Here is a 17,666-nt window from a genome sequence, read left to right as displayed (position 1 = left end):
GACGTGGGCGAACTGCGGTGGGACGGCATCCGGCGGGAGGAACCGCACGGCGGATCCGCTCAACCGGGGGTGTGTCCGGGGCACCGGGAGAGCGGCCTGTGCCCGGTGGCGCTCTCCCGGTGCCCCGAACGGGGTCCCGTTCCAGTGGAAAAAGGGCGCGGCCCCGTCTCGGCGCCGACCCGCCCTGACGTCAGTAACCGTCCTCGTTGCCGACGTCGAGACGGGGCAGGCCGGGTCCGCGTCGCACCCATCCGATCCTCAGGACGGCACGCACCCGTTCGGCCATCCGCCATTCCTGCCCGACGGGCAGGATCGGGTCGGGCTCCCCGTCAGGCCAGACGATCAACCACCAGCGTCCGCGCAGTACCACGGTGAGCACGGACGTTCCCGCCGTACAGCTGAGTCGTGATCGGCCGGTGTCGGCCCTGACGGTTACACCCTTGGCACGCAGGGCCCTGAAGAGGTTGGCGAAAGCGGTTTCGACGGGGTCGGGGGTCGGCGGTCCGGCTATTGGGGGTACCTCCGTTGTCATCATGCGGTGTCCCTTCCCCGCACTCGGGACGCTGGTGACCCAACTCCGGGACGTTCAGGACGTTTTCTCGTATCGTCCGAGGTGGGAGAAAGGGGGGCGGTCATGTCCCACAAAGACCTACGGGGTCGGTTACGGGCTGCAAGGATGAGTGAGCGAGATTTGGCCCGGTTGGTCGGCGTGAGTCACAAGACCGTTCAGCGGTGGCTGGCGGACTCGTCGCGTTTGCCGCATCCGCAGCACCGCTGGGCGGTGTGCGATGCGTTGGGGGTGGCTGAGGAAGTGGTGTGGCCGCGTGTGAAAACGCTGGTGAAGTCCCGTAGCGATCGTGAGGTGGTGGAGACGTTCCCGTACCGGTCCGCATGCCCCACGTCAACGTGGGCGGAACTGGTTGAACGGGGCACGTGCCGACATCTTCCTCGGCGGGTTCACGAACTACTTCGTGTGGTCGCAGCAGCCGGCGTTTCCGCAGACGCTGCGCCGCAAGACCGAGGCGGGATGCCGGGTACGGTTCCTGGTGGGCGATCCCGGCACCCCCATCGTGGGCAACCGTGAGTCGGTCGAGAAGGTGCCGTTGTCGGTCGCCACCCGCATCAGGATCACCCTCGACGAACTGGCGAAGCTGGCGGACGTCCCCGGGCTGGAATCCCGGTTCTCCGCGCCGGAGGACGGACCGAACCACATCGGCTTGAGCGTGTTCCGTTTCGACGACGAAGCACTGGTCACCCCGCACCTTGCCAGTACCGTCGGCCACGACTCCCCGATGATGCACCTGCGCCGCCTCCGCAAGGACGGCATGTTCGACCGCTTCGCGGAGCACTGCGAGGAACTGTGGGAACGCGGACGACCCGTCAAGCCGTAGGCACGGCTGCTTTCTGCGCCCCGATCGTCGGACACCGGAGAGCCCCCTTTTCCCCACGGCGACCGCCTGCCACCGCCTACCGCCGGCACGGCACCGTGCATCGTCCCGATGGATCCCCGCCGAAGCGCGGGTCCACGTGCGCCCTCGGGCCACGTGTGCACGTCGGGGCGACGATCGCACGACCGGCCGGACGACGAGCGACCGGTCGCCCTCCCCTGCGACGGCGAACCGTTGACGCCAGTGGTCGCCCACCAGGAAACTGCCCCGTATGGGATGGAATACCGCGGTGCTGTTCGTGCGCGACCGTTCGTTCGAGGACGTGCTGACCATCGTCAACGCAGCGACTGCGGTCGCAGGGGCGCAGGTGGGGGAGGACGAGGCGATCTCGGGTTCCTCCTTCGACGAGGTGTACCTGGGACGCGACGGCCGCTGGACCGTGTTGTGGGACCCGAACCAGATCCACGTGCTGGAAGCGGTGGGACAGGCGTCCCCGGGCATCCCGCCGGCATGCGCGGTGCCCGGCACCTCGGTTCTGGCCGCCGTCTTCTCCAGCGTTTCCGGCATCTACGGCTTCTGGCTCTACGACGACGCCGAGGCCGTGCGCCACACGATGTTTCAGGACGGGGCTCCGATCAAAGATCTGGGCCGGCCGTTGGATGTCGAGGTCGGGCAGCCGGTGCCGGACTGGGGGCCCGACGAGGACTACCTGTGGGCGGTGATCACCTCGGTCACCGGAATCGTCAACCGGGCCGAGCGACGCTTCACCACGTATTCCGTGCGCTGAGCCGCGCGGCGCACCAACCGGTCTGCACCGTGGTGGCCACCGTCAACCGGTGGGCTCGATGGCCGACCGATGCACGTGGTGGTCCACCATGAACCGCTTCGGGCCCGGGGGCGACGGCCGTCGCGCCGTGCGAAGAATCACTTCTCGCTTCCACGGCGTCGCTCCCGCCGCGAAGGCTGCACGGGCGGACTTTGCCGTACCCGGGTAAACCGAGCGCTTCGCCTCACGGTCGCGCCCCGATTGGCAAACGATACGACGGAAGGAGCGCGGCATCTCTCCGTGGGGCAGACAAAAACCGGTGCGATTTCAGCGACGACGGAGACAACCGCCCGACTCACGGCCCACCACCCCGGCGACACACAGGATCTTCCCAGAAATATCGCCATCGTGACCGACCAATGACGGTCCGGACAATCCGTTCTGCAACGCCCCCGACCGTTAGGCGCGCAGAGAAGAATCGAAACACAGCCCCCTCCCCTTGACAGGCACAGGATTACCAAAAGCCGACTCCCTGATCTGCACCGGCATGGGCCTGGTCCGTCCAATTCACCGGGCGGGACCGGAAGCCACGGGCCAACTGTCCGACCAGTACCTTCTTTTCTCGGCATGAATGACCGAGAGCAAGGACAGAGCACCACTGACCAGGCAGTTGACCCCACTTTTGGTTAATGGGAATTTCGCGACCACGCCGGCAGTTCGTGCAGATCCGTCGAACATCCCGGCGGCCGCGTCCAGCCCTCTTCTTGACCGGGAGAAGGCTTTTCACCGACCAGAGGGGGTACCGGTACCCGTAGGACGAAATGAGGATCCGCCGATTTCATCGATTTGACGCGGCGGCCACGAGGGACCACATACCGCACACACTGCACACACCGCACCGAACCGGCACCAGGAGCAGGGAATTAGCGCAACGCCAACAGCCAATACCGCAACTCCGCGCGACGCCCGGGGGCCAGCAAACACGATCAAGGGCGCATACAACGCCGCTAAATGATATAACCGAGCCACACGCCACCAATTAGGAGGACTTCATGGCACAACGAGTTATCACGAAACTGATCGACGACCTCGACGGAGGAAAGGCAGATGAAACCATCTCCTTCGGATTGGACGGTCGATACTACGAGATCGATCTTTCGGCCGACCACGCCGAGGACTTGAGAAGTGCTCTGGAGGCGTTCGTGAAGGCAGGGCGCAAACAAGGAACCGCAAAAGCCGCCAAGAACACCACGACCCGCTCGGCGGCCTCGCGCGAAGACACCGCGGCCATTCGCGAGTGGGCCAAAGCCCAGGGCCTCAAGGTCAACGACCGCGGCCGTATCGCCCTGGAGATCGCCAACGCCTACCGCAACCGCAACACCGCTCCCAAGGCCGACCAGTCGGACAAGAAGGACTCCGGTGTCGCCAACCCTTTCAGTGTGCGGGACGAGTAGGTCAGCGGGCCCTTCAGGCCCGCCCCCGTGCGGTGGCCACCGCGCGGGACAAGGCAGCGGGGGTGCGGACCGGTCGCGTCAGCGACGGCCGGCGCCCCCGCGCCGGCGGTCGTACGCCGGCGCGACATCTGGCCGACTGACGACGGCGCACCCTCCGAAGATCAGGAGCGGCCCTGCTCGTCGTCGGTGACGATGTGGCCCTGGATGACCTGGCCGCCGCCCGGGGTCCGTTTGGGGCCGCCGGAGCCGGGCGCATTGCCGGGGGCGGCGTCGCCGAGGGTGGCAAGATCGGCTTCCATGCGCACGCGCATACGCTCCAACCGGCGGGCCGCCCAGCCGGTGAAAGCCCACCTCAGCACCGGACGGGTCACCGGCAGCACCAGCAGCGCCCCGAGAACAGCGGTGATGAAGCCCGGCGTGACCAGGAGGATTCCCCCCACCAACAGCATCAGCATGTCCAGCGGGGTGTCCTTGGGCTGGACACCGGTGCGCATGGCCTTCTCCACGTCGCGGTAGGCGCTGCGTCCGGCGCGGCGGACCACCAGGACACCGGAGACGGTCAGCGCGCACAGCAAAGCGATGGTCCAGGACACACCGATCTGCTGGCCGACCAGGATCATCACCCAGATCTCCAGGAACGGCAGAGCCATCAGTGCGATGACGAAGAGCAGCGGCATGGGCACCATCCAAGGGCGAGGCGTTATCGGGGGCTCCCGTCAAGTAATAACGCGGATACCACCCCTACCGTTCCCGACTGGCGGGGAAGAATAACCTCTCCCCTTATGGGGCAGGGGCGCACCATGTCAGACATGAGATATCGCCGTCTCGGCGACTCCGGTCTCGTCGTGTCCGTCGTCGGCCTCGGGGCCAACAACTTCGGCTGGCACGATCGAGTTGACGCCAAAGGCACCCGTATCGTACTCGACGCCGCCCAAGAGGCCGGTGTCACCCTGATCGACACCGCCGACGTCTACGGCGACTCCGAGGAGCTGTTGGGCGACGCCCTGACCGGACGTCGCGACGAGTTCGTGCTCGCCACGAAGTTCGGCAGCGACCTTCAGGGGGCCAACGGGCCGGACTGGGGCGCACGAGGATCCCGGCGCTACATCCGCCGCGCGGTGGAGCGTTCACTGCGTCGGCTGCGCACCGACCACATCGACCTCTACCAACTCCACCGCCCCGACCCGGACACTCCTATAGCCGAAACCTTGGAGGCACTGACCGAGCTTGTTCGCGAAGGAAAGGTCCGCTACATCGGCTCCTCCAACCTCTCCGGCTGGCAGCTCGCCGACGCGGACTGGACCGCGACGTCGCGGGGACTGGCCCGGTTCATCAGCGCCCAGAACGAGTACAGCCTGCTGGACCGCCGTGCCGATGCCGAACTGCTGCCGGCCGCCGACCACTTCGGTGTCGGCGTGCTCCCCTATTTTCCGCTGGCCAGCGGTCTGCTCACCGGAAAGTACCGGCGCGGGGCGGACCTTCCCGAGAACAGCCGCTACCGGGCGATGGGAATCGGGGACCGGTTGACCGACTCCCGTTTCGACGTGGTGGAGGCCCTGACCGCGTTCGCCGAGGAACGGGGGGTGAGCCTGCTGGACGTCGCGATCTCCGGACTGGCTGCGCAACCCGCCGTGGCATCGGTGATCGCGGGGGCCACCAGCGCCGAGCAGATCCGGGCCAACGCCCGGGCCGGACTCTGGGAGCCGACGTCCGAGGACCTGGCGGCCCTCGACGCGATCGTCGTCCCGGGCGCCCGCGTCCTCTGACCTCGGACCTTCCGGGGTCACTGGGCGGGTGGCCCGGATGCACGGGTGCGACGGGCGGCATTACATGCCGCACCCACCGCGACCAGGCCGGCCACCGTCAGCAGCCACTCGGGAAACGCCCCCAGCCGGGTGGCCGGCGTCAGGCCCGTCATCGCCTCGACCCGGGTGGTGTGCACATCGGGCCGGGCCTCCGGGGAGCGGTACTGGACGTGGCCTTGGGGGGTGACCACGGCGCTGATTCCACTGGTGGAGGCGACAAGTGCCGGGCGTCCGTGCTCGACGGCGCGCAGCCGGGTGATGGCCAGCTGCTGCTCGGACTGGCCGGTGAAGTTGTAGTTGGCGTTGTTGGTCGGGACGGCGATGATCTGACCACCGGCGGCCACCGATTCGCGTACGGGCCGGTCGAAGGCGACGTCGAAGCAGATGACGGTGGCAACGGTGGTTCCGGCCACCTCCAGCGCACCGGGCTCGGTGCCGGGCACGGCGTCGCTGCCCACCTGGTCCAGGCGGCTGATGAGCGAGGACAGGGCGTCGCGGAAGGGCACGTACTCGCCGAAAGGCACCAGGTAACGCTTGACGTAGTAGTCCCCGGGCCCGGTCCGGGGATCCCATACGACACTGCGGATCTCGCGCTGGGAGCCGTCCTCGCTGTAGCGGGTGATACCGAACATCAGCGGCGCGTCGATGTCGGCGGCGGCCGCGGAGATGAGGTCGGCGGCCACCGGGTCGGCGTAGGCGTCGATGTCGCTGGCGTTCTCCGGAAGGACGACGAGATCGGGCTGCTCCGCCTCGCCGGCGCGCACCTGCCGGGCGAGTTCATGGACCCCGTTGACGTGGTTGGTGAGGACCTGCATGCGTTCGCCCAGGATGTCGAGCTCCCCCACTCCGGGTACGTTGCCCTGCACGATCGCGACCGTTGCGGTGTGGTCCGCGCGCGGGGCGCCGATCACCGGGGCGTAGACGCCGCCCAGCACGATGAGTGCGATGCCGGCCAGGGACGCGGCGATCGGGCGGATCTGCCCGGGGAGACGCTTGGCACGCACCGCGGTGGTCCCAGCGCGCACGGCCGTGAACAGGAGGGCACCGGTCAGTGCCACCATGAAGGTGACCAGGGCCGAGGACCCAAGGGCCGCATAACCGGTGAAGGGGGTCTCCGGCTGACTGAAGGCGAGTTTGCCCCAGGGGAAACCGCCCAGTGGGAAACGGGAGCGCACGAGTTCTTGCGCGACCCACAGCGCGGCGGTCCACACGGGCCATCCGGGCAGTCTGGACACCAGGGCGATTCCCATCGCCATGGGGGCGAAATAGATCGTCTCGGCCGCGGCGATCAACAGCCACACGTCGGTGCCGATGACCTCCTGCCACTTCAGCAGCGGCACCATGAGCGCCGCGCCGGCCAGCAGGCCCAGCCACGCCGCACGGCGGGGCCGGGTGCCGTACACGGCGGACAGGAGCAACGCGGCGCTCACCGGTGCCAGGGCCCACAGTCCGTAGGGCGGGAGGGCCGCGAGCTGGGCGAGCCCGGCGGCGAGGGCGAGGAGGGCGCGCGCTAGCAGGATCACGCAGTGAGCTTAGGCGACGCCGCACCGGTCGGCGGCCTGGGGCACCGCAAGCGGCGGGTGCCCGATGAGGGGGCGGTATGGGGGGACACGGAAAAAGGCCCAAGCACCCTTCGGACCGGATCCGTCTCGTAGGCGGCGAGCGCGGAGACCGTTGTCTACTGGATGTTCGGGCCTTTTCCGGGTCCAACCCCCCGCCCGGTCGCGGAGCCCCGGCTCTTCTCGCGCCTTGCGCCGCACCTGGTGCGTGGCCCGGCGTCCGACATGACAAGAACCAGACCGCTCAACCGGTCCGTCCAGTGCTGGACTGGTCGTTAGCCTACCCAGACTCGTGTTCGGCCGCCGCTCTCACGGTCCCGTGTCGTCTCCTCGACGCCGGTGTGGCGGCGCGGAGCGCACAGGGAGCACGGCCGTCCCCGGGCAGGCGCCTGCCAGGCTAACGCACACCCGCCCGTGACGCCAGTCAGCCCGGGAGAGGGCGGCGCGACTCCTGTTACCCCCATGACCTGCCTCGAAGAGATTTTTGATCAAATCGATCAACAAGTCGGTCAAGGAATGGGGAATCCAGGGTCAAAGATCCACCGGATCGTCAAATCTCGGCCGATTTTGACCAATTCACGCCGAGGTGTTGACAGAACGGTCAACAGTAGTGTTCGATACAGGCAACAGATCGATACGAATCGGTCAACCGATCGCGTTTGCGTCCGCGCCTCCCCCGGCCGCGCGCCAGAGTAGGAGTCGAGAGTTCCATGGCCAAGATCGTTCTTGAAGGTGTTGACAAGATCTACGCCGGCGGCGTGAAGGCCGTGGACAGCCTCAACCTGGAGATCGTGGACGGCGAGTTCATGGTGCTGGTCGGGCCGTCCGGCTGCGGCAAGTCCACGGCGCTGCGGATGATCGCCGGCCTGGAGGAGATCAGCGGCGGAACCCTCACCATCGGCGACCGGGTGGTCAACGACCTTCCGCCCAAGAGCCGCGACATCGCCATGGTGTTCCAGAACTACGCGCTCTACCCGCACATGACGGTGGAGCAGAACCTCGCCTTCGGCCTCAAGCTGCGCAAGACGCCCAAGCCCGAGATCGCGCGCCGGGTCGCCGAGGCCGCCGCCATGCTCGGACTGGAGCCCTACCTCAGCCGCAAGCCCGCCGCTCTTTCCGGCGGCCAGCGCCAGCGAGTGGCGATGGGCCGCGCGATCGTCCGCGAGCCGCAGGCCTTCCTGATGGACGAGCCGCTGTCCAACCTGGACGCCAAGCTGCGTGTGCAGATGCGCGCCTCCCTCAACCAGCTGCACGACCGCCTGGGCGTCACGACCGTCTACGTCACGCACGACCAGATCGAGGCGATGACCCTGGGCGACCGCGTCGCGGTGCTGCGCGACGGCCGCCTCCAGCAGGTGGACACGCCCAAGAACCTCTTCGACAACCCGGTCAACCTGTTCGTGGCGGGCTTCATCGGCTCTCCCGCGATGAACTTCGTGACCGCCCGCCTGGAGAGCGACGCCACCGGTGCCGTCCTGCGCTTCGCCGACCAGGCCCTGACGGTGACCGGCGAGGCGCTCGCCGGCAACCCCGAACTGCGCGACTACATCGGCCAGGAGATCATCCTGGGTATCCGCCCCTCGGACTTCGACGACGCCGAGTATGCCTCGCACGAGGGCAGCACGATGACCGTCACCGCCGACATCACCGAGGAGCTGGGCACCGAGATCAACGTGATCTTCACGGTGGACGCTCCCCCGGTCGAGCACGAGGACGCCGCGGCTCTGGCGGCCGACGCCGCGGGCGAGGACGACGAGGACGGCGTGGGCATCCCGCTGACCGGGAAGAACAAGTCGGTCTTCACCGCGCGCGTCAACCCGCGCAGCGCCGTGCGTCCCGGCCAGAGCCTCGCACTGACGGTGGACACCCGGCACCTGCACTACTTCGACAAGGTCAGCGGCCTGGCCATCGGCCACCCGGCAAACGTCAAGGCACCGGTCACGGCCCCCGCGTAGTCAACGGGCCCGCCATAGGCGGCAATCGAACCGAGGCACGGGGCGTTCCGGAAGAGATCCGGGCGCCCCGTGCCCGTGTGAATGGTCGGCTCCTCGCCTCGAACCACCGGGTTCGGTGCGCGCGGGAGGCGGATCAGTGGGCGCGGGACAGGTGGCGGCCGATGACCATGCGCTGGATCTGGTTGGTTCCTTCGACGATCTGCAGGACCTTCGCCTCGCGCATCAGCCGCTCGGCGGCGAAATCGCGCGTGTAGCCGGCACCGCCGAGGACCTGCACGGCATCGGTGGCGACCCGCATCGCGGCGTCGGTGGCAAAAAGCTTGGCCATCGCGGCCTGCTTGGTGAAATCACGGTGGGCGTCGCGGCGGCGTGCCGCCGCGAGGTAAAGCTCACGTGCCGCCTCCACTGCGACGGCCATGTCGGCGAGCATGAAGGACACCCCCTGGAAGTCACCGATCGGACGGCCGAACTGTTCGCGCCGACGCGAGTAGTTGACGGCGAGGTCCAGCGCGGCCTGGGCCAGACCGACCGCGCAGGCCGCGATCCCCAGCCGCCCCGTGTCCAGTGCGGCAAGCGCGATGGCGAACCCCTCGTCCTGATCGCCGATCCGCTGGGCCTCGGGGACGCGGGCTCCGTCGAAGCGCACCTGGGCGGTGGGCGAGGATGCCATTCCCATCTTGCGTTCGGGGGGTGCGGCGGTGACCCCGGCCGTCTCGGCCGGGACGTGCAGACAGCTGATACCGCGTGACCGGGAACCGGGGCTCCCGGTCCGGGCGAACAGCGTGTAGTAGTCGGCAACCCCTCCGTGGGTGATCCAGGACTTCACTCCCTCCACCCGATAACCGCCGTCCCGTGGTTGGGCTCGGGTGGCCAGTGCGGCGGCGTCGGACCCCGAGTGGGCTTCGGACAGGCAGTAGGCGCCCAACAGTTCGCCGCCCACCATGTCGGGGAGCAATCGCGCGCGCTGGGCGGCGGTGCCGAATTCGGCCACCGGGAAACAGGACAGCGTGTGCACGCTGACCCCCAACCCGACGGCCAGCCATCCCCGGCTGAGCTCCTCGACGACCTGGAGGTAGACCTCGTAGGGCTGGTCTCCCCCGCCGTACTCGCCGGAGTAGGGCAGTCCGAGCAGCCCGGAACGTCCGAGCAGGGTGAACGCGTCACGTGGGAAACGCGCCTCCTCCTCGTCACCGGCGGCCCGGCCGGTGAGCTCTTTGTTGAACGAGGTCGCGGGCGAGTGCGAGCAGTTCGGCGGCTTCGGGGCTGGGAAGGACGCGGTCAACGGCCACGGTGATCCTCAACGTCTCGATGGAGAGAATATATTCGGACGTCCAATATTCGGTCGTCCAAATATATGGTGGCACACCACCGCTCCGTCTGACGATGGATTCGCCCGATGCCTTCCGCGACCTCACTCCAGGAGTTCCACCAACCGCCGCGCACTGGCGTCCCACGTCCATTCGGCGAGGATCCGTTCCCGCCCCCGCTCTCCCATCTTGCTCGCGAGCTGCGGGTGACCGAGCAGCATGTCAAGGCGGTCGGCGACCGCCCTGGGGTCCTCTCCGTCCACCACGAAGCCGGTCTCGCCGTGGCGCACCGTGTCGGGTGCCCCACCGGAATTGCCGACCAGCACCGGCAGGCCGCTGGCAGCGGCCTCTAGATAGACGATGCCGAGTCCTTCGGCCTCCAATCCCGCCCTGCGCGTCCGGGACGGCATTGCGAAGACGTCGGCCGCGGCGAAGAACGCGGGCAGCTCGGTGTGCGGATGACCGCCGGCGAAGACCACCTCTTCCCCCACCCCCGCCCACCGCGCCAACGCGCGCAGGCGATCGGCATCGGGCCCCTGCCCCACCACGAGCAGCCGCGCCCGGGGCACACGCAGACGCACCCAGGTCATCGCGCGGATCAGGGTGTCCACTCCCTTGCGCGGCACCAACCGTGCCACGCACAGGATCACCGGAGCGTCCCCCAGGCCGTAGCGCCGGCGCATCGGGGCGCCGTCCAGCCCAGGGCGAAAACGCTCGGGGTCCACACCGGGAGCGAGCCGGGAGAGCTTGGCGTGGTCGTCGGGACGCACGGCGCGCACGAGGGCCGAGCGGGTGAAGGCCCCCAGGTAGGTGAGCGCGTCCACATCGGCTGCGATGCGCGCCAGCAACCAGCTCGGCCCGGGCAGCCGCGCCCACCACACCTCGTGTCCGTGCGTAATGGCCACGATGCGCCGCGCCCCGGCCGCGCGCAGTCGTCGGGCCAGCAGCCCCAGGGGGGCAGCCGCTCCGAAGACCACCCGGTCGCAGCCATACTCGGTCATCAACTCGACGGCGCGCTCACCGACCCTGCGGGTGGGAAGCAGCGTACTGGCCGTATCGCGCCGCACCGGAAAGTCCAGTCCCGCGTCGAAGTCGTGATCGCCGGTGGAGGACGACGTGTAGACGACCACTCCGCCTTCGGCTGCCAGTCGCACGGCCAGTTCGTAGCCGAACGTCTCGATCCCGCCCTGTCGGGGCGGGAAGTCATTGGTCACCAGCAGAGTTCGCCCTGCCATGGCTGAAATGTCCTCCCCCGTCTGAAAGCGTTGCCACACACGCCCCAGTCGCATCAACAGCGGCCGGAGAGCAGAACGAACCCGAACGGCTCCCGCTGCACCGGCCACGGTGAAAGCGTTGCCAGGCGCGCACCGGGCGTGATTGCATCGGAAACCATCATGCCTGTCCCCAAGCATTCCCGGATGAGCGACGTGGCTCGACGCGCCGGCGTGTCGGCCTCGACCGTCTCACGCGTCCTGCGCGGGGCCCCCGGGGTGGCCCCCGCGGTGCGCGCCCGGGTGGAGCGGGCCGCCGCCGAACTGTCCTATGCCGTGGCCCGTGACGCCTCATCACTGGTCACCGGTGCGACCGGCCGGGTCGCAGCGATCGTGCCGTTTCTCCACCCGTGGTTCTTCGGAGTCGCACTGTCGGGGCTTGTCCGGCGGCTGCGCACAGTCGGACTCGACACGCTCGTCTACGAGGCCGGAACCACCGGTGAGCTCGCCGGGTTCATCGGCGAACTGCCCCTGCGCCGCAACGTGGACGCGGTGGTGGCGCTTGCACTGTCACCCGACCCAGAGTCGGTACGGCGCCTGGAGTCGCTGGGGCTACCGGTGGTGTTCTGCAGCAGGACCGTCCCCGGACGTTCCAGCGTGTGCGTGGACGACCGGGGGGCAGCCGCCGACGCCACCCGGTACCTGCTCAACCTGGGTCATGTCCGCATCGCCTATCTCCAGTCGCGCGACGACACCGGATTCTCCTGGAGCTCCCAGGATCGTGTCTCGGGCTACCTGGACGCCATGGAACGCGCCGGCACACACCCGCAGGTGGTCACGACCGGTCCCGGTTCCAGTGGCGGCTGGCGGGCCACCGCCGAACTGCTCGCGTCGGACCCCGTGCCCACGGCGCTGTTCGCCGAATCCGACGACGTGGCGATGGGGGCCCTCGGGGTCCTGCGCCGCTGCCGTGTCCCGGTCCCCGGGGCGATGTCGGTCATCGGTTTCGACAACCAGGACATGGCCGAGGTCATGGACCTCACCACCGTCGCCCAACCCGTCACCGAACTGGGCGAAGAGGCGGGGCGCATGGTCGCGGCCCTGCTCGCCGGGGAGGAGGCCGGTCGCCAGGTACGACTGGCCACCCGGCTGGTCGTGCGCCACTCGGCCGCCGCACCGCTCGACACGACTCACCGACCGACCCGCACGCACCAACCGATCGCGAAGGAGCCCCATGAGCCGTAACTGGTGGCGCGACGCCGTCATCTACCAGGTCTATCCGCGCAGCTTCACCGACGCCGACGGCGACGGTCTCGGCGACATCCCCGGTGTGACGAGCCGTATCGGCTACCTGTCCGCGCTCGGCGTGGACGCCATCTGGCTGTCGCCCTTCTACCCCTCACCGCTGGCCGACGGCGGTTACGATGTCGCCGACTTCCGGGACGTTGACCCGCGGCTGGGCACGTTGGAGGACTTCGACGTGCTCGTCGCCGCCGCACACGAGCGCGATATCAAGATCATCGTGGACATCGTCCCCAACCACACCTCCGACCAGCACGCATGGTTCCAGCAGGCGCTGGCCGCCGCTCCGGGCTCGCCCGAACGGCAGCGCTACGTCTTCCGCGAGGGCCGAGGCCCCGACGGTTCGCTGCCGCCCAGCGGCTGGCAGTCGATGTTCGGCGGCCCGGCCTGGACCCGGGTTCCCGACGGGCAGTGGTACCTGCACCTGTTCGCACGCGAGCAGCCCGACCTCAACTGGGACGAACCCGAGGTCCGGGCCGAGTTCACCGACATCCTGCGGTTCTGGAGCCGGCGCGGCGTGGACGGGTTCCGCATCGATGTGGCCAACGCGCTGGTCAAGGACTTGAAAGAACCGCTGCGCGAGGTGGAGGAGGCATCGGACTCCAACAGCCTGGACAGCGTCTCCACCAATCCCGACCACCCCCACTGGGACCGTCCCGAGGTACACGAGATCTACCGCGAGTGGCGGCGCGTGCTGGACGAGTTCGACCCGCCCCGGGTGGCCGTGGCCGAGGCGTGGCTGCCCAGCGAGCGGTTGGCCCGCTACGTGCGGCCCGACGAACTGCACCAGGCGTTCAACTTCGAGTTCTTGCGCTGCCCCTGGCACGCCGACTCCTACCGCAAGGTGATCGGTACCAGCCTGGACGACGCCGGCTCCGTGGGCACGGTCGCCACGTGGGTGCTGTCCAACCACGACGTGGTGCGCCCGGCCTCGGTGCTGGGCCTGCCCGAGGGAACCGACCTCAACGAGTGGCTGATGAGCGGCGGGAAAGAACCCGAGTGCGACCGCGGCCTGGGCCTTCGCCGCGCCCGTGCCGCGGCACTGCTGGAACTGGCCCTGCCCGGTGCGACCTATGTCTACCAGGGCGAGGAATTGGGGCTGCCCGAGGTTGCGGCGCTGCCGGCGGGGGTGCTCCAGGACCCGACCTGGGAGCGCACGGGCAATACCGTCAAGGGCCGCGACGGGTGTCGGGTGCCGATCCCCTGGGAGCGCGAAGGTCCCTCTCTGGGATTCGGCGAGACGGAGGGCTGGCTGCCCCAGCCTCTCGACTGGGCGGCGCTGTCGGTCGCCGCGCAGACCGGCGACCCGGCATCCACCCTGGAGCTGTACCGCTCGGCGCTGCGCGAGCGCAAGGCGTTCGCAGGCGACGAGTCCTTCGCCTGGGAGGACACCCTCAACGATGGCGACGTTCTGGCCTACCGGCGCGGCACCGACGTGTTGGTGCTGGTGAACACCGGAACCGAACCGATTCCGTTGCCGCAAGGGCAGGTGATCCTGTCCAGTGTGGGGCTGACCGGCGATTCGCTTCCTGGTGACGCGGCGGTGTGGCTGCGGGTGGCCGCAGAAGGGTAGGCACGGTGTGCCGGCCCCCGCAACAGGGGGCCGGCACACCCTTTGAACAGCCAGTACAACGCAAAAGCATTACGAAGTCCCAAAAAACAAAAAGGCAGAAAGAAAGCCGCATAGCCCCCTGGCGGTCACCCGGCGAGTGCAGTTGACTGCGCTGCGCCAACATTGCTTCGGCGCGGTTCTCCCCTTGCCCCCGGTTCCGCTCCGCACGATCGGCCAGGAGCCGCATGTCCGCTTTCGCGCGAAGCAACTCCGTCGCCTTCTCGATGACCCCGGGAATGCTGCCGTCCCTGCTCCTCGGGGAGGCGCTGCCCGGCCGGGGCGCCCCATCTGCCGCCCGCAGCGGCGGCAGCGGTCCTCACCGCATGGACGGCGCTGCTGCTGGGGGCTGCCGGACCGGCCACGGCCCGCAGGGACGCCTGACACCGCAGCCCCCGGACACCGGCTCCCTGAACCGAACGGCCACGTTTCGGGGAGCCGGCGAAAATCAGGTCACCGAGGAGTAGGCCACCACACCCCGGCGTACCGCGTCGATGGCGGCGCGGGCGGTGGAACGCACCCCGCTGCCCTCGGGGGCCGCCTGGGCCACCTGACCGAGCATGTCGATGAGTTGCTTGGTGGTGCGCACGAAGTCGCCGGCGGGCATCCCGGCCTCGTGCAGGATGTGGTCGAGGCGATCCCCACGGGCCCAGCGATGCGTCATCCACACGAACCCGAAGTCGGGCTCGCGCAGGAACGACACCCGGTGGTGGTACTCGGTCTCGTGCAGCTCACCCCACAGACGCGTCATCTCGGTCAGCGTCTCGCGCACCGCACCGCTGGGCACCCGGGGGGAGGCGTCGTCGGAGCGCCGCGCCTCATAGACCAGGGTGGACACGCAAGCGGCGAGCTCGATCGGGCTGAGCTGCTCCCACAACCCCCGGCGCAGGGACTCCGCCGCCAGCAGGTCGAGCTCGGAGTAGATCTTGGCCAGCAGCCGCCCCTCGTCGGTGACGGTGTCCTCGTGCAGGTAGCCCAGTTCCTCCAGCACCCGACACACCTGGTCGAAGGTGCGGGAGATGACATGGGAGCGGCCCGCGACGCGCCGCTCCAGCTCGTCCGTCTCCTTCTTCAACCGGAAATAGCGTTCCGCCCAGCGTGCGCGGTCTTCCCTGCCCTCGCTGTTGTGGCAGGGGTGCTCGCGCATCCGGGCCCGGAGCGTGGCGATCTCGGGGTCCTCGCCCACTCCCCCGCCGCCCCGGTGGCGCACGGGCGCAGGCTCCAATCCGTCGAGTTTGGTGCGCAGCGCCGAGGCGAGTTCGCGCCGCGACTGCGCCGAACGCGCGGAGAAGGACTTGGGCACCCGCATCCGACCGGCGGGCTCCACCGGAACGGGGAAGTCCGCGGCGTTCAGCCGCTTGGCCTGACGGCTGACGGTGAGCACCAGCGGCACCGGCTCGGGGCCCTTGTCCAGCCCCGGGTCGAGGACCAGGGCGTAGCCCGAGTGCCGGCCGGCGGGGATGCGGATGATGTCGCCCGGTTTGAGGGAGTGCAGGCTGCGCACGGCATCTTTGCGACGCTGGGCTCCCCGGTTGCGCTGGGCGAAGGTCTCCAGGTCGCTGAGGCGGCGCCGCATCGCCGCGTACTCCATGAAGTCGCCCCGAGGGTCGTGGGCGGCCCGGGCGTACCCTTCGAGCGCTTCCTCGTGCTTGCGCAGCTGGCGCACCAGGCCCACCACGGCGCGGTCGGCCTGGAACTGCGCGAAGGAGGACTCCAGCATGGCCCGGCCCCGGTCCCGGCCGACCTGCGCCACCAGGTTGACGGCCATGTTGTAGGACGGCTGGAAGCTGGAGTTGAGCGGATAGGTGCGCGTCCCCGCGAGCCCGGCGACCGCCTCGGGGTCGGTTCCGGCCTGCCACACCACGACGGCGTGGCCCTCCACGTCGATCCCGCGGCGACCGGCACGGCCGGTGAGCTGCGTGTACTCCCCAGGGGTGAGGGCCGCGTGGGTCTCACCGTTCCACTTGTCGAGTTTCTCGATGACCACCGTGCGGGCCGGCATGTTGATGCCCAGCGCCAGGGTCTCGGTCGCGAACACCGCGCGGATCAGGCCGCGCGAGAACAGTGTTTCCACGACCTCTTTGAACGTGGGCAGCAGCCCCGCGTGGTGGGCGGCCACCCCGCGCTCCAATGCGCGGATCCATTCGGAGAACCCCAACACGGCCAGATCGGCCTGCGGGATGTCGGCGCACTGGCGCTCGGCGTACTCCCGGATCTGCTCGGCTTCCTCCGGTGTGGTCAGGGAGAGTCCGGACTGGACGCACTGGCGCACCGCGTCATCGCACCCCGCACGACTGAAGATGAAGGAGATCGCGGGCAGCAGCCCCGCGTCGTCGAGCTCCTCGACGATCTGCACCCGGTTGGGCGGGGCGAACTTGGACCGGGGGCGGGGCGTACCACTGCGCGCCCTGCTCTGCGGGTGGCGGCGCTTGTGCGCCATCTGGGTGACGCGCGCATCGTCCTGGGCCATCCGGACCAAGCGCGGGTTGACCAGCAGACGCTCACCGTTGACCTGGATCTCCGCGGGGCGGTCGCGTCGCCCGGAGCGTTCGCGTCGGCGCTTCTCGCGTTTGGAGGTACCGGGTTCGGACTCGGCGGCCTCCGCGGGCGCTTCGTCGACGAACAGGTCGTGGATGCGGTTGCCGACCATCACGTGCTGCCACAGCGGCACTGGCCGGGTCTCGTCCACGATGACCGAGGTGTCCCCGCGCACCTGGTGCAGCCACTGGCCGAACTCCTCGGCGTTGCTCACCGTGGCACTGAGCGCCACCATGCGCACCGACTCGGGGAGGTGGATGATGACCTCCTCCCACACCGCGCCGCGGAAACGGTCGGCGAGGTAGTGCACCTCGTCCATGACGACGTACGCCAAGCCGGTCAGCGTGGTCGAGTTGGCGTAGAGCATGTTGCGCAGGACCTCGGTGGTCATCACGACCACCGGTGCGTCGCCGTTGACGCTGTTGTCGCCGGTCAGCAGACCGACGTTCTCCGCACCGTACCGGCGGACCAGGTCGGTGTACTTCTGGTTGGACAGTGCCTTGATGGGGGTGGTGTAGAAGCACTTGGCGCCGTCGCGCAGCGCGAGATGGACGGCGAATTCGCCGACGACGGTCTTCCCGGAACCAGTGGGCGCGGCGACCAGCACACCATTGCCCGATTCCAGGGCCTTGCACGCTTTGACCTGGAAGTCGTCGAACTCGAATCCGTACAGGGCCTGGAAGTCCTCGATAGCGGCGCTGGACTCCTGCTGGCGCCGGCGGAACTCGGCGTAGCGGGCGGCGTGGGTACTCATGTTGATCAAGCCTAATAG

At 68.8% G+C, this 17,666-nt stretch carries 13 protein-coding genes and 1 pseudogene; 8 read left to right on the top strand and 6 right to left on the bottom strand.

Annotated elements, in window-relative coordinates; all coding sequences use genetic code 11:
- Positions 1-190 precede the first annotated feature (190 nt).
- Positions 191-535: a hypothetical protein gene (locus AC0VYP_RS09670; protein WP_285760285.1), complete on the bottom strand. Its 345-nt coding sequence runs from the start codon at positions 533-535 to the stop codon at positions 191-193.
- Between the two features lie 385 nt (positions 536-920).
- Here AC0VYP_RS09670 and AC0VYP_RS09665 point away from each other — a divergent pair, with 385 nt between their 5' ends.
- The 3 genes from AC0VYP_RS09665 (at position 921) to AC0VYP_RS09655 (ending at position 3,608) form a co-directional block, all read left to right on the top strand.
- The gene (locus AC0VYP_RS09665; protein ID WP_475473569.1) at positions 921-1,391 is read left to right on the top strand and encodes a hypothetical protein; all 471 of its coding nucleotides are present in this window, start codon (positions 921-923) and stop codon (positions 1,389-1,391) included.
- 268 nt (positions 1,392-1,659) lie between these two features.
- On the top strand, positions 1,660-2,175 hold the full coding sequence (locus tag AC0VYP_RS09660; protein WP_475473568.1) for a hypothetical protein: 516 nt from the start codon (positions 1,660-1,662) through the stop codon (positions 2,173-2,175).
- A 1,031-nt stretch (positions 2,176-3,206) separates the two neighbouring features.
- Positions 3,207-3,608 carry a histone-like nucleoid-structuring protein Lsr2 gene (locus tag AC0VYP_RS09655; protein WP_432707490.1) on the top strand — a complete coding sequence of 134 codons (402 nt, stop codon included), beginning with the start codon at positions 3,207-3,209 and terminating at the stop codon, positions 3,606-3,608.
- A 161-nt stretch (positions 3,609-3,769) separates the two neighbouring features.
- On the opposite strand, the gene AC0VYP_RS09650 is transcribed toward AC0VYP_RS09655, so the two are convergent.
- Entirely contained in the window at positions 3,770-4,285 is a 516-nt protein-coding gene (locus AC0VYP_RS09650) for an FxsA family protein (protein WP_285760288.1), read from the bottom strand.
- Positions 4,286-4,408: 123 nt separating this feature from the next.
- Here AC0VYP_RS09650 and AC0VYP_RS09645 point away from each other — a divergent pair, with 123 nt between their 5' ends.
- Positions 4,409-5,374: an aldo/keto reductase gene (locus AC0VYP_RS09645; protein ID WP_475473566.1), complete on the top strand. Its 966-nt coding sequence runs from the start codon at positions 4,409-4,411 to the stop codon at positions 5,372-5,374.
- 17 nt (positions 5,375-5,391) lie between these two features.
- On the opposite strand, the gene lnt is transcribed toward AC0VYP_RS09645, so the two are convergent.
- Positions 5,392-6,936 (bottom strand): apolipoprotein N-acyltransferase, encoded by a 1,545-nt coding sequence (lnt, locus tag AC0VYP_RS09640; protein ID WP_475473564.1) that lies wholly within the window; start codon positions 6,934-6,936, stop codon positions 5,392-5,394.
- Between the two features lie 746 nt (positions 6,937-7,682).
- On the opposite strand from lnt, the gene AC0VYP_RS09635 reads away from it, so the two are divergent.
- Entirely contained in the window at positions 7,683-8,927 is a 1,245-nt protein-coding gene (locus tag AC0VYP_RS09635) for an ABC transporter ATP-binding protein (protein ID WP_285760291.1), read from the top strand.
- A 133-nt stretch (positions 8,928-9,060) separates the two neighbouring features.
- On the opposite strand, the pseudogene AC0VYP_RS09630 reads toward AC0VYP_RS09635, so the two are convergent.
- Positions 9,061-10,216, bottom strand: a pseudogene (locus tag AC0VYP_RS09630) (acyl-CoA dehydrogenase family protein).
- A 122-nt stretch (positions 10,217-10,338) separates the two neighbouring features.
- On the bottom strand, positions 10,339-11,469 hold the full coding sequence (locus AC0VYP_RS09625; RefSeq protein ID WP_285760293.1) for a glycosyltransferase family 4 protein: 1,131 nt from the start codon (positions 11,467-11,469) through the stop codon (positions 10,339-10,341).
- Positions 11,470-11,652: 183 nt separating this feature from the next.
- On the opposite strand from AC0VYP_RS09625, the gene AC0VYP_RS09620 reads away from it, so the two are divergent.
- The 3 genes from AC0VYP_RS09620 to AC0VYP_RS09610 all read left to right on the top strand — a co-directional run bounded on the left by AC0VYP_RS09620 (position 11,653) and on the right by AC0VYP_RS09610 (position 14,823).
- Positions 11,653-12,690, top strand: coding sequence for a LacI family DNA-binding transcriptional regulator (locus tag AC0VYP_RS09620; RefSeq protein WP_475473562.1), 1,038 nt, complete (start codon positions 11,653-11,655; stop codon positions 12,688-12,690).
- The gene (locus AC0VYP_RS09615; RefSeq protein ID WP_285760295.1) at positions 12,680-14,320 is read left to right on the top strand and encodes a glycoside hydrolase family 13 protein; all 1,641 of its coding nucleotides are present in this window, start codon (positions 12,680-12,682) and stop codon (positions 14,318-14,320) included. Before AC0VYP_RS09620 ends, AC0VYP_RS09615 begins: the two co-directional genes overlap by 11 nt.
- Positions 14,321-14,544: 224 nt before the next feature.
- On the top strand, positions 14,545-14,823 hold the full coding sequence (locus AC0VYP_RS09610; RefSeq protein ID WP_285760296.1) for a hypothetical protein: 279 nt from the start codon (positions 14,545-14,547) through the stop codon (positions 14,821-14,823).
- On the opposite strand, the gene AC0VYP_RS09605 is transcribed toward AC0VYP_RS09610, so the two are convergent.
- Positions 14,805-17,648 carry a DEAD/DEAH box helicase gene (locus AC0VYP_RS09605; RefSeq protein ID WP_475473560.1) on the bottom strand — a complete coding sequence of 948 codons (2,844 nt, stop codon included), beginning with the start codon at positions 17,646-17,648 and terminating at the stop codon, positions 14,805-14,807. The two genes, AC0VYP_RS09610 and AC0VYP_RS09605, sit on opposite strands and share 19 nt — an antisense overlap.
- Between the last annotated feature and the right edge of the window lie 18 nt (positions 17,649-17,666).

The sequence above is a fragment of the Nocardiopsis sp. iso_186 genome (assembly GCF_056173365.1).
The sequence above is the reverse complement of the archived record's forward strand: the minus strand, read 5'-3'. Positions and strand labels throughout refer to the sequence as shown.

Excerpts from the sequence above, each read along its gene's own strand:
- AC0VYP_RS09670 (WP_285760285.1), bottom strand. The coding sequence starts at position 535 with ATGATGACAACGGAGGTACCCCCAATAGCCGGACCGCCGACCCCCGAC.
- AC0VYP_RS09660 (WP_475473568.1), top strand. The coding sequence starts at position 1,660 with ATGGGATGGAATACCGCGGTGCTGTTCGTGCGCGACCGTTCGTTCGAG.
- AC0VYP_RS09655 (WP_432707490.1), top strand. The coding sequence starts at position 3,207 with ATGGCACAACGAGTTATCACGAAACTGATCGACGACCTCGACGGAGGA.
- AC0VYP_RS09650 (WP_285760288.1), bottom strand. The coding sequence starts at position 4,285 with ATGCCGCTGCTCTTCGTCATCGCACTGATGGCTCTGCCGTTCCTGGAG.
- AC0VYP_RS09645 (WP_475473566.1), top strand. The coding sequence starts at position 4,409 with ATGTCAGACATGAGATATCGCCGTCTCGGCGACTCCGGTCTCGTCGTG.
- AC0VYP_RS09635 (WP_285760291.1), top strand. The coding sequence starts at position 7,683 with ATGGCCAAGATCGTTCTTGAAGGTGTTGACAAGATCTACGCCGGCGGC.
- AC0VYP_RS09625 (WP_285760293.1), bottom strand. The coding sequence starts at position 11,469 with ATGGCAGGGCGAACTCTGCTGGTGACCAATGACTTCCCGCCCCGACAG.
- AC0VYP_RS09620 (WP_475473562.1), top strand. The coding sequence starts at position 11,653 with ATGAGCGACGTGGCTCGACGCGCCGGCGTGTCGGCCTCGACCGTCTCA.
- AC0VYP_RS09615 (WP_285760295.1), top strand. The coding sequence starts at position 12,680 with ATGAGCCGTAACTGGTGGCGCGACGCCGTCATCTACCAGGTCTATCCG.
- AC0VYP_RS09610 (WP_285760296.1), top strand. The coding sequence starts at position 14,545 with ATGTCCGCTTTCGCGCGAAGCAACTCCGTCGCCTTCTCGATGACCCCG.
- AC0VYP_RS09605 (WP_475473560.1), bottom strand. The coding sequence starts at position 17,648 with ATGAGTACCCACGCCGCCCGCTACGCCGAGTTCCGCCGGCGCCAGCAG.